This window comes from Microbispora bryophytorum, from assembly GCF_006874465.1.
In the GTDB taxonomy this organism is placed as follows: Bacteria; Actinomycetota; Actinomycetes; order Streptosporangiales; family Streptosporangiaceae; genus Microbispora; species Microbispora bryophytorum.
Map to the genome: position 1 here is coordinate 320,405 of NZ_VIRL01000002.1, position 11,532 is coordinate 331,936.

An 11,532-nucleotide genomic window follows, 5' to 3' on the forward strand; every position below is an offset into this window, starting at 1 on the left:
CTGAAGTGGATCACGTCCCGGTCTCCCCAGGCGGGGGAACGCGGACCTACGTCGCCAGTGCGGAGCGGCGGCGGACGGCGCGGCCGATGAGGAGCTGGCCCGCGGCCGCGAGCAGGCCGAGGCCGCCGAGCAGGGGCCACATCAGCCCGGGGGCGGCGGCCAGCAGCCGGGTGCCCACCAGGGGCGCGAGCAGGGATCCGGCCGACCAGGACAGGCCGTACAGGCCCGAGTAGCGTCCCCGCAGGTGGGGCGGTGCGAGCGCGGCGACGATCGCCCCCGGGATCCCGGCGGTGAGCACCTCGCCGAGCGTCCAGACGGCCACGGTCGCGGCGTGCCCGGCCGCGGACGAGACCAGCGAGGTCAGCGCGAACCCGAGCCCGACGAGCGCGAACCCGGACGCGAGCACCCTGGACGGGTCGAACCTGGCCAGCCACGCGTTCGTGAGCGGCTGAACGACCACGATCAGCAGGCCGTTGACCGCCATCGCGATGCCGTACGCGCTCGTGGGCAGCCCCTGGCCGGTCATGGCGAGCGGCAGCGTGGTGTACGCCTGCAGGTAGACCAGCGAGTAGGCCAGGTTGCCCAGCACGAAGGCCAGCATGAGGCGGTCGCGCAGCACGTCGGCGAAGCGGCCGGGCTGCGCGTCCTCGCGGGCCGGGCGGGTCTCCGGGATCGCCCGCCACACGAGGAGGCCGAAGACCAGGCAGGTGACGGCGTCCACCCAGAACAGCACGGTGAAGCCCGAGCGGGCGAGCCAGCCGCCGGCCACCATCGCGACCGAGAAGCCGAGGTTGATGGCCCAGAACAGCAGCCCGAACGCCCGGGGCCGGTCCTCCGGAGGCACCAGGTCGGCGACGATCGCCTGCGACGCCGGCCGGTAGGCGTCCACCACGATGCCCAGCACGAGCATGCCCACGACGAGCCCCGCCACGCTGGTCGTGTAACCGAGCGCGATCATGGTGACGGCCGTGGCGACCATGCCGCCCGTGAGCGTGACCCGGCGCCCGAGGCGGTCGGCCAGCCATCCGGCGACCGGCTGCGACAGCAGCGATCCCACGCCGAACATCGTCATGACCAGCCCGGTGGTGGCGAGGGAGACGCCGCGCGCCTGCGTGAGATAGATGCCGATGAACGGCTCCACCATCGTGCCGAGCCGGTTGACGAACGATCCGCCGAACAGCACCCAGAAGGGACGGGGCAGGCCGCCGACCTTCGACTGGATGAAGCCGGTCCTGCTGATCACAGTGGTCACGGCGTCCAGCCTTGGACAACGAGGACGCCCCGTGCCAATCTTTTAGCCCTGGCTGAAACATGGGGGGACGGCCGTGGCGGTGGAGTGGCGGTTCACACCGGACGACGTCGCGCGGCTGCGCTTCGCGTTCTCCCCCATGTGGGAGCTGGTGGCCAGCCTCCGGGTGCTGCGCGCCCCGGGCCGCCACTCGCTGCACCTGCCGTGGCTGCGGGCCGTACGGCCGCGCCTGCGCGAGGCGGATCTGCGGGATCTGTTCGCGCTGGTCCCGGTGAACGGCTACATCCCCGACTTCCTCACCCCGCCGCCCGGCACCCCGCTGCCGGACTTCGCCGCCGAGCTGGAGCGGGTGCGGGCCACGCCGCCCGCCACGGCGTACGAGGAGATCGTGTGGGTGCAGACGCCCGACACCGCGGCGCTGCGGCGGTTCGCCGACGACCCGGCGGAGGGCGTGCGGAGGGTGGCCGACCAGCTGCGGGCCTACTGGGCGGTCGCGTTCGAGGAGTTCTGGCCGGGGATCCGCGCGCTGCTGGAGGCCGACGTCATGTGGCGGGCCCGCACGCTGGCGGCCGGGGGAGTGCGCGAGCTGTTCGCCGACCTGCACCCGGGGGTCGCCTGGCACGGCGACCGGCTCGTCGCGGCCAAGAGCTGTGACTATGACGGCGACCTCGGCGGGGACGGCCTCGTCCTCGTGCCGAGCGCCTTCTCCTGGCCGGACGTCTGGGTGATGTACGAGCCGTACCGGCCGATGCTGTGCTACCCGGCGCGGGGCGTGGGGACGCTGTGGTCGGACGGCGCGCCCTGCACGCCCGAGGCGCTGGCCGCCCTCATCGGCCGCACCCGGGCGCAGGTGCTCACCGCTCTGGCCGAGCCCGGCTCGACCACCGCGCTCGCCCGGCGGCTCGGCCTCACGCCGGGCGCGGTCAGCCAGCACCTCGCCGTGCTGTCCGACGCGGGCCTGGTGGCGCGGCGGCGGCTCGGCCGCGAGGTGCTCTACCGGCGGACACCCGTCGGCGAGTCGCTCGCCGCCGTCAGCTGATCACGCCGGGCCGGGTGGTCTCCGCCCGTCTGCCCGCCCGTCTGTCCGCCCGTGACCCGCGCGTGTCTCCGCCCGTTTCTCCGGGCGCCGTCGCGGTCCCGGGTCCGTGGTGATCTCCAGGACAGCCGGCTCACACTCCCTTGTAACCCCTGTGAAACACTCAGGAGGCAGACTGGTACGCGACCAGACCTGTAACTCCGTGAGGTACGCCTTGGACCGCCAGCAGGAATTCGTCCTCCGCACGCTCGAAGAGCGAGACATCCGGTTCATCCGGCTGTGGTTCACCGACGTGCTCGGGTTCCTGAAGTCGGTGGCGATCGCGCCCGCCGAGCTTGAGGGCGCCTTCGCCGAGGGCATCGGCTTCGACGGCTCGGCGATCGAGGGCTTCTCGCGGGTCTACGAGTCGGACATGCTGGCCAAGCCCGACCCGTCGACGTTCCAGATCCTGCCGTGGCGCAGCGAGTCGCCGGGCGCCGCCCGCATGTTCTGCGACATCCTGATGCCGGACGGCTCGCCGTCGCACGCCGACCCGCGCTTCGTGCTCAAGCGGACGCTGGCCAAGGCGGCCGACATGGGCTTCACGTTCTACACCCACCCCGAGGTGGAGTTCTTCCTGCTGCGCAACCGGCCGGAGAAGGGCGACAGGCCCCAGCCCATCGACGAGGGCGGCTACTTCGACCACACTCCGCACAGCGCGGGCCACGACTTCCGCCGCAACGCGATCATGATGCTGGAGTCGATGGGCATCTCGGTGGAGTTCAGCCACCACGAGGGCGCGCCGGGCCAGCAGGAGATCGATCTCCGCTACGCCGACGCGCTGACCACGGCCGACAACATCATGACGTTCCGGCTGGTCATGAAGGAGGTGGCGCTGGAGCAGGGCGTGTGGGCCTCGTTCATGCCCAAGCCGTTCACGGACTATCCCGGGTCCGGCATGCACACGCACATGTCGCTGTTCGAGGGCGACCGCAACGCCTTCTACGAGCCCGGCGCCGACTACCAGCTCTCCAAGATCGGCCGATCGTTCATCGGCGGCCTGCTCAGGCACGCGGCGGAGATCACCGCCGTCTGCAACCAGTGGGTCAACTCCTACAAGCGGCTGTGGGGCGGCGCCGAGGCGATCGCCGGGGCCGGCGGCGAGGCTCCGGCGTACATCTGCTGGGGGCACAACAACCGCTCCGCGCTCGTGCGCGTGCCCATGTACAAGCCGCACAAGGGCGGCTCGACCCGCATCGAGTTCCGGTCGGTCGACTCCTCCTGCAACCCCTACCTCGCCTTCGCCGTCATCCTGGCCGCCGGGCTGAAGGGCATCGAGGAGGGGTACGAGATGCCGCCGGGCGCCGAGGACGACGTGTGGGCGCTGACCAGCGCGGAGCGGCGGGCGCTCGGCATCCAGCCGCTGCCCCAGTCGCTGGACGAGGCGATCGCGGCGATGGAGCACAGCGAGCTGGTCGCCGAGACGCTGGGCGAGCACGTCTTCGACTACTTCCTGCGCAACAAGCGCGCGGAGTGGCAGGACTACCGCCGCCAGGTGACCGAGTACGAGCTCGGCCGCTACCTGCCCGTGCTCTGACCGACGCCCGCTCCGTCACCGGGGCTTAACAGCCTGCAAATTCTTCTGACACTCCCGTCTGTTTATCTGATCCGTACGCCGGAACAGTAAAATCGGTTCACTTGTTACGACTTTTGCGGGTGAGCCGTATCAAGACGTGACTCAGGGAGGGCGTGGGCTATATGACGGCGGCTGCGGGGCTGCAGACCGTTCTGACGGTACCGAAGCGTTTCCGGGGGCCCGAGGGCACCGCCAACGGCGGCTGGATCGCGGGGACCCTCGCGGGAACGCTGACGGGGGGCGGTCACGACTCGCCGGTGGAGGTCACCCTTCGCAGACCGGTCCCGCTGGAGAGCGAGCTGCCGGTCGAGCACGTCGGCAACGCCGTCGTCCTCAGCCAGGGCGACGACCACCTCGTCGAGGCGATTCCCGTCGCCGAGACGCTGGCGCCGCCGCCGTTCGTGCGGTTCACCGACGCGGCCCGCGCGGAGGCCGGTTTCCCCGGCAGGCACGGCCACGCGATCGCGGGCTGCTTCGCCTGCGGGCTGCGCGAGCCGGGCGACGGACTGCGCATCTTCCCCGGCCCGGTGGACAACACGGTGGGCAATCCGGTGGACGGCGCCGAGCTCGTGGCCGCCGGCTGGCGGGTGCCGTTCAACGTGACCGACGAGCACGGCGTGGTCCCCGACTCGATCATCTGGGCGGCGCTGGACTGTGCCACCGGATGGGCGCACTACCGCAGCTTCCCGGACCGGCGGCCCATCCAGCCCCCGCTGCTCGGGCGGCTGACCGGGCAGGTGTTCCGCCGGGTCTACCCGATGGGCCGATACTCGGTCGTGGCCCGGGCGGAAGGCCGCGACGGCCGCAAGCTGTTCGGCACGAGCGCGGTCTACGAGGTGGACGGCGCGCTCGTCGCCGCGGCCAAGGCGACGTGGATCCTGCCCCGCGGGTGACCCGCCCTGCCGCGGTTATCCGGTGAGGCGGGCGGCCACGACCGCGGCGCAGCGGGGAGCGAACAAAATCGTGTAGTGGTTGCAGTCCGGCACGACCTCGTCGCGCAGGCTGGGCAGTTCCGCCGCCCACCGCGCGGTGAGGTCGTCCGGGAGCATTCCGACGTCCTGGTTCAGCAGCCCTCGCGGCGCGCGGAGCAGGAGCGGCGCCGGTTCGACGGCCTTCAGCGCCGCCCCGATAGCCTCGTGCTCGGTGAGCAGCCAGCGGCCGTCCTGCCGCACGGCGTCCTCGCGGGCGCGTGAGCGGACGGCGCCGTCCGGCCCGGTGGCGTCGTAGCGGACGTACTCCTCGATGAGCGGCGACCAGTCGTCGGCGAGCGCGGGATGAGCGCGGAAGAAGTCGAGATAGGCGTCCACGCTCGGATAGGTCCGGGAGAGCCGGGCGACGGCCGGCCCGAGCGTCGCCTCCAGCACCTCGTCGGGGTCGGCGCCGGGCGGCAGCGGCAGTGGCAGGCCGCCGTCCACGAGCACCACCCGGGCATAGCGCCGGTGCGCGCCGTGGAGCGCCGCGACGTAGGCGCCCATCGAGTGCCCGGTGAGCACGCTGGTGCCGTCCGCGCCCACGTGCTCGGCGACTCGTTCCAGGTCCTCGGCGTGCCGGTCCAGGCCGTACGGGCCGGGCAGGTCGGCGCTGTGGCCGCGCCCGCGCAGGTCCGCGGCGACCAGTGACCAGCCGGGCGGCAGCGCCTCGGCCACCGCCCGCCACGCCATGAGGGAGGCGGTGATGCCGTGCGCCGCGATGATCAGGCGCGGACCGCCGCCGAACCGCGCGATCCGCAGCCGTCCGCCGGGGACGGCGACCTCATCGATGTTCATGGTGCGGACTGTACGGTACGGCCCTCTCGGGTCTCGACTGTCCCGTTATGTTCTCCTGGCCCGGCGGCGGGGAACCGCCGCCCGAGCGGGCCGAGGCGTTCGCGGCCCAGCTCGCCCGGCGCCGACAGGAGCCGGCGCGGGCCTGCGTGGGCCGGCATGGGTGGAGGGGCGCGCGGAGAAAACCAGTGATGGGCCGATTACGCAGAGAAACCGCTAAGGACGCGCACATCGCGGAGGGTTAGCGTGTGCGCTGAGCCCGGCAGGTGCCGGGCGGTGACATCCAAGGTCGGCTCCGCGGCAGGGGGCCGATCTCTGTGAGGAGGCTTCCGACCCATGTGTACGGTTACTGGGAAGGTTCGTCTCGGGGGGGCCGACGTGATCGACGTCGGAGTGGAGGAAGGAACGGTGAACGCCGCGCCTCGGATACAGACGACGGCAGGGCGCCTGGCGGCGCTCGGATTCGCCGACGGTGCGCGGGCCGAACGGCTGCTCGACGAGCTCGGCCCCGAGGCGGTCGGCGACTTCGCGCTGCTCGACGACATCGTCAGGGCCGCCGACCCGGATCTGGCGCTCACCACGCTGAGCCGCCTGGTGGAGCGGGACGCGAGCGTGCTCGGGGCGTTCCGCGACGACCCGGACCTGCGCCGCAGGGTGCTCGGCGTGTTCGGGCTCAGCGCCGCGCTCGGCGAGCACGTCGTACGGCACCCGGAGTGCCTGCCGTCGATCCGGTCGCCGCGGTGGCCCACGCTGGGCGACCTGCGTGAGGAGATGCTGGTCGCGGTCGGGGCGGACCCCGACGCGGCCGAACCCGTGGCCGAGCCGGCGACGGAGGGGGTCGCCGCCGGGCCGGGCACGTCAGGACCGGCGATGGAGGCGCTGCGCGTCGCCTACCGCAACCGCCTGCTGCACCTGGCCACACGCGACGTGACCGGCGAGTGCACCCTCGCCGAGGCCGCCGCCGCGCTGGCCGACCTCGCCTCGGCCGCGCTGGAGGCCGCCCTGGCCATCGCCAGGGCCGAGGTGGCCGACGCGGGCGACGTGCGGCTGGCCGTCATCGGCATGGGCAAGTGCGGGGCCCGCGAGCTGAACTACATCTCCGACGTCGACGTCGTCTTCGTGGCCGAGCCCAAGGAAGGCGTGGACGAGACCAAGGCGCTGCAGACCGCCACACGCCTCGCGCAGGGCATGATGCGGGCCTGCTCGGCGAGCACCCCCGAGGGCGCGCTGTGGGAGGTGGACGCCAACCTGCGCCCGGAGGGCAAGATGGGCCCGCTCGTGCGCAGCATGGAAAGCCACCTGGCCTACTTCCGCAGGTGGGCCAAGACGTGGGAGTTCCAGGCGCTGCTCAAGGCGCGCCCGGTCGCGGGCGACCTGGAGCTCGGCCAGGAGTACGTCGCAGCGGTCAACGAGCTGGTCTGGCAGGCCGCCGCCCGGCCCCACTTCGTGGAGGACGTGCAGGCCATGCGCCGCCGGGTGGAGGCGCACGTGCCCGCGGGCGAGGCCGACCGGCAGATCAAGCTCGGGCCGGGCGGGCTGCGGGACATCGAGTTCGCCGTCCAGCTCCTCCAGCTCGTGCACGGCCGCTCCGACCCGCTGCTGCGCCGCAGGGCCACGCTGTCGGCCCTCGCCGCCCTCTCCAGGGGCGGCTACGTCGGGCGCGACGACGCCAAGGCGCTCGCCGAGGCCTACACCTTCCTGCGCCAGGTCGAGCACATGCTCCAGCTCCACCGGCTGCGCCGCACCCACATGGTGCCGTCGGACACCGCCGACCTGCGGCGGCTCGGCCGGGGGCTGGGTATGACGACCGACCCGGTGGGGGAGTTCACCACCACCTGGAAGCGGCACGCGCTGGAGGTGCGGCGGCTCCACGAGAAGCTGTTCTATCGCCCGCTGCTGCAGGCCGTCGCCCGGCTGCCGGAGACCGAGGCCCGCCTGTCCACGGCCGCCGCCACCGCGCGGCTGGAGGCGCTCGGCTACGCCGACCCCGAGGGCGCGCTGCGTCACATCGCCGCGCTCACCAGCGGTGTCTCTCGCCGGGCGGCCATTCAGCGGACGCTGCTGCCGGTCATGCTCGGCTGGTTCGCCGACGCCCCCGACCCCGACGCCGGCCTGCTCGGCTTCCGTCAGGTGAGCGACAAGCTCGGCACCACGCCGTGGTATCTGCGCCTGCTGCGCGACGAGACCGCCGCGGCCGACCGCCTCGCCCGCCTGCTCGGCACCAGCAAGTACGTCACCGGGCTGCTGCTGCACGCCCCCGAGGCCGTCGCGATGCTGGGTTCGCCCACCGAGCTGGCCGTACGGCCCGCCGCGACGCTCGCCGCCGAGGCCGCCGCCGCGGTGGGCCGCTACGCGGAGGACGCCGAGACCGCCGTCGCCGCCGTCCGGGCGCTGCGCCGCAGGGAACTGTTCCGTACGGCCTGCGCCGACCTGTCGGGGCTGATCGACATCGAGGAGGTCGGCCAGGCCCTTTCGTCGCTGAACGACATCACGATCCAGGCGGCGCTGGACACGGCGATCAACAAGGTCACCCTGGAGCGGCGGGCTCCGTTCCCGACGCGGATGGCCGTGATCGCCATGGGCCGCCTGGGTGGCCTGGAGAGCTCCTACGCCAGCGACGCCGATGTCATGTTCGTGCACGCGCCACTGCCTGGAGCGGTCGAGCGGGACGCGGCCGTCGCCGCCCACGCGGTGGCCGAGGAGACGCGCAGGCTGCTCGCGCTTCCCGCCCCCGACCCGCCGCTGCAGATCGACGCGGGACTGCGGCCGGAGGGGCGGCAGGGGCCGCTCGTGCGCACGATCGCCTCCTACCGGGCCTACTACGACCGCTGGGCCTCGCACTGGGAGGCCCAGGCACTGCTGCGGGCCCGGTTCTGCGCCGGCGACGCCGAACTCGGCCGCGAGTTCGTCGCGCTCGTGGAGCCGCTGCGCTATCCGGCCGAGGGCATCTCCGGCGACGCCGTACGCGAGATCCGCAAGCTCAAGGCGCGCATGGAGGCCGAGCGGCTGCCGCGCGGGGCCGACCCGGCGCTGCACACCAAGCTCGGCAGGGGCGGGCTGAGCGACGTGGAGTGGGTGGCCCAGCTCATCCAGTTGCGGCACGCGGGAGCCGTGCCCGTGCTGCGTACGACGCGCACTCTGGACGCGCTGCGCGCCGCGGCGGGGGAGGGCCTGCTTGACCCGGCCGACGAGGAGGTGCTCGCACAGGCGTGGCTGTTCGCCTCGCGCATCCGCGACGCCCTCATGCTGGTGCGCGGCCGGGCGGCCGACAGCATCCCCACTCCCGTCAAGGAGCGGGTGCTGCTCGCGCGGGCGCTCGGTTATCCGCCCGAGGGCACCGAGGACTTCGTCGAGGACTACCGGCGCGCCACCCGGCGGGCCAGGACCGTGGTGGAGCGCGTCTTCTACGAGGGCTGACCCGGGCCCTGGGCCGGGTGGACCCGTACGGGGCCGGTGAAGGGCCGGTGCGGGGCGGGCCGTGCGGAGGGGCCGTGCTGCTGAGGGGGTCGTGGGGGGCGGACGGTCAGAGCTTCCTGCCCACGGCCCCGTACCCGCCGTGGACGCGGTCGCCCAGGAGGAGGGCCTCGTCCGGGTCCGAGCGCCACTCGCCGACCGCCACCAGGCCGGGCTCCACGAGCTCGAAGCCGTCGAAGAAGCGGCTGATCTCCGCTCCGGTGCGCAAGGTGAGCGGTACGGGCCCGGTGTTGTACGCCTCGGCGAAGGCCTCCAGGCTCTCGCGGGCGAAGTCGCCGGTGACGTGGGTGACGGCGAGGTAACTGCCGGGCACGACCGCGTCGGTGTAGCGCTTGACGATGCCGAACGGGTCGTCCTCGTCCTTGACGAACATGAGCGTGCCCACGATCACCACGCCGATCGGCTGGGTGAAGTCGAGCGTCGCCAGCGTGTCCGGATGCGTGAGGATGGAGTCCGGGTCGCGCAGATCGGCCTCGATGTAGGCGGTCCTGCCCTCCGGCGTGCCGCGCAGCAGCGCGCGGGCGTGGACCATCACGATCGGGTCGTTGTCGACGTAGACGACCCTGGCCGCCGGATTCACGGCCTGGGCGACCTCGTGGGTGTTGCTCTGGGTCGGAATGCCGGTGCCGATGTCGAGGAACTGGGTGATCCCCTGCTCCGCGAGGAACTGTACGGCCCGGCCCAGGAACGCCCGGTTGTCCCGGGCCCCCTGGACGACCCCGGGGGAGGCGATCTTGACCGCTTCGGCGACCCTGCGGTCGGCCTCGAAGTTGTCCTTGCCGCCCAGCCAGTAGTCGTACACCCGGGCGGGGTGCGGCACCAAGGTGTTGAGCTTCGGGGCAGCGGGTGTCTCGTCGGCCATTACGTGCTCCAAGGACGTGGTTTTCCTGATCTTATCCATTCGCCCCCCACGTCCGGTCGACTGATCGAAATTCGGGGTCGCCTAAAGCGTTGCCCTCACAGAGGCGACGCTGTATCAACGGTACGGGTGATCTCTTTGATCTCGTATTACGCAGACCTGGCCATCGGGCTGATCCTCGCCTTCCTGCTGCTGTCGCTTCTCGTCAGCGGCATCAACGAGGGCATCGTCAAGCTGCTCGGAATCCGCAGCAAGTTCCTGTGGGCGTACCTGCGCGACACCCTCGACGGCGCGGAGACGGCGGACGGGACCTCCCGGCTCGACCGGATCCTGGACGCGCTCAAGAGGCTCGGCCGCAAGGCGCGGACGCCGCTGACACAGGCGGCGTCGCCGGAGGAGGGCCGGTCACGCCTGCCCGCGAGCGTTCTGGGGGTGTTCGCGCGGCTGCCGTTCGGCCGGGACCCGCGGCCCGCGTTCAGCCGTCAGCCGCCGCCCGCGCAGAGCCCGCCGCTCGCCGCCGCCGCCGACTCGGTGGCCGCAGACTCGGTAGCCGCCGAGTCGGTGGCAGCCGATCCAGTGGCCGCCGGTTCTGGGGCAGCCGAGCAGGCGACGGCCTCGGCCGAGGTCCCGGCAGGCGCGTCGGCCGACCCCGCGCATCCCGCCGGACAGGCCGATCCCGAGGAGATCGCCGTCCTCACGGTGGAACCGGCGGCGGTCGGCGCGGCGGGCGGCGTGCTGCCGCCGGACCAGGGCAAGTCGATGGCCGAACTGCTCCACGAACGGCTGCAGGAGATCGACCACGCCAAGCGCGGAAGGACGAGCATCGCCGACATCCCGCCCGCGCGCTTCGCCGTCGCCGTCATGGAGATCGCCATCGAGCACGGCGGCGTGGAGGCTCTCATGCGGGACCTCGACGCGCTGAAGAGTCCCTTCTCCCAGCCGCTCAAGGCCGTGTGGGACAGGGCGAGCCACGACCTGGAGGCGTTTGGCCGCGGCGTCGAGGACTGGTTCGACGGCGAGATGGAGCGGCTCAGCCTGCTCTACCGCCGCTACGTCCGCTGGGTCCTCGTCGGGCTCGGCCTCATCGTGACGCTGGCGTTCGGCATGGACTCCCTGGAGTACGGCAAGACCCTGCTGCGCGACAACGCCTACCGCGGCGCGGTGACCGCCTTCGGGCAGTCGGGCCCCCAGGCGCTGGAACCGCTGCGTGAGCAGTGCGAGCCGGGCCAGGACCCGTACGTGTGCGTCACCGACGTGCTGAGCACCCCCGCGTTCGTGAAGATCTTCACGCACGCCCCGGTGAGCGTCACGATGGACGCGGCCGAGGGCCCGGCGTGGGCCTGGCACGGCGGGGACTGGTGGCAGCGCCTCACCTCGCCGGGCCACTGGCCGGGGTTCCTCATCACGCTGATCGCCCTGCTGTTCGGCGCGCCGTTCTGGTGGGACATCCTGCGCCGCCTGAGCGGCCTGCGCGCCCGGACCTCCGGCTCCACCCCCTCCTGACCGGCGGCACCGCACGCCGCCGTCCCGGGCCGC

8 protein-coding genes are annotated in these 11,532 nt (G+C 72.7%); 5 read left to right on the forward strand and 3 right to left on the reverse strand.

The window, feature by feature from the left end:
- Positions 1-46: 46 nt before the first annotated feature.
- Entirely contained in the window at positions 47-1,252 is a 1,206-nt protein-coding gene (locus FLX07_RS05755; RefSeq protein WP_208762093.1) for an MDR family MFS transporter, read from the reverse strand.
- 73 nt (positions 1,253-1,325) lie between these two features.
- Between FLX07_RS05755 and FLX07_RS05760 the strand changes: the two genes are divergently transcribed.
- From FLX07_RS05760 to FLX07_RS05770, 3 genes are all read left to right on the forward strand, one after another.
- On the forward strand, positions 1,326-2,288 hold the full coding sequence (locus FLX07_RS05760) for an ArsR/SmtB family transcription factor (RefSeq protein WP_142568388.1): 963 nt from the start codon (positions 1,326-1,328) through the stop codon (positions 2,286-2,288).
- Between the two features lie 211 nt (positions 2,289-2,499).
- Positions 2,500-3,861, forward strand: coding sequence for a type I glutamate--ammonia ligase (glnA, locus tag FLX07_RS05765; RefSeq protein ID WP_139578245.1), 1,362 nt, complete (start codon positions 2,500-2,502; stop codon positions 3,859-3,861).
- A 161-nt stretch (positions 3,862-4,022) separates the two neighbouring features.
- Complete coding sequence (locus FLX07_RS05770) at positions 4,023-4,793, forward strand: hypothetical protein (protein WP_142568389.1); 771 nt, start codon at positions 4,023-4,025, stop codon at positions 4,791-4,793.
- 15 nt (positions 4,794-4,808) lie between these two features.
- Here the strand turns inward: FLX07_RS05770 and FLX07_RS05775 are convergent, their stop codons facing one another.
- Positions 4,809-5,666, reverse strand: coding sequence for an alpha/beta hydrolase (locus FLX07_RS05775; protein ID WP_142568390.1), 858 nt, complete (start codon positions 5,664-5,666; stop codon positions 4,809-4,811).
- 405 nt (positions 5,667-6,071) lie between these two features.
- Between FLX07_RS05775 and FLX07_RS05780 the strand changes: the two genes are divergently transcribed.
- The gene (locus FLX07_RS05780; RefSeq protein ID WP_229689628.1) at positions 6,072-9,080 is read left to right on the forward strand and encodes a bifunctional [glutamine synthetase] adenylyltransferase/[glutamine synthetase]-adenylyl-L-tyrosine phosphorylase; all 3,009 of its coding nucleotides are present in this window, start codon (positions 6,072-6,074) and stop codon (positions 9,078-9,080) included.
- A gap of 106 nt (positions 9,081-9,186) precedes the next feature.
- Here FLX07_RS05780 and FLX07_RS05785 read toward each other — a convergent pair whose 3' ends face one another.
- The gene (locus tag FLX07_RS05785) at positions 9,187-9,999 is read right to left on the reverse strand and encodes an SAM-dependent methyltransferase (RefSeq protein WP_208762094.1); all 813 of its coding nucleotides are present in this window, start codon (positions 9,997-9,999) and stop codon (positions 9,187-9,189) included.
- A 126-nt stretch (positions 10,000-10,125) separates the two neighbouring features.
- On the opposite strand from FLX07_RS05785, the gene FLX07_RS36900 reads away from it, so the two are divergent.
- Positions 10,126-11,499 (forward strand): hypothetical protein, encoded by a 1,374-nt coding sequence (locus FLX07_RS36900; RefSeq protein ID WP_189104942.1) that lies wholly within the window; start codon positions 10,126-10,128, stop codon positions 11,497-11,499.
- Positions 11,500-11,532: the final 33 nt, after the last annotated feature.

Excerpts from the sequence above, each read along its gene's own strand:
- FLX07_RS05770 (WP_142568389.1), top strand. The coding sequence starts at position 4,023 with ATGACGGCGGCTGCGGGGCTGCAGACCGTTCTGACGGTACCGAAGCGT.
- FLX07_RS05775 (WP_142568390.1), bottom strand. The coding sequence starts at position 5,666 with ATGAACATCGATGAGGTCGCCGTCCCCGGCGGACGGCTGCGGATCGCG.
- FLX07_RS05785 (WP_208762094.1), bottom strand. The coding sequence starts at position 9,999 with ATGGCCGACGAGACACCCGCTGCCCCGAAGCTCAACACCTTGGTGCCG.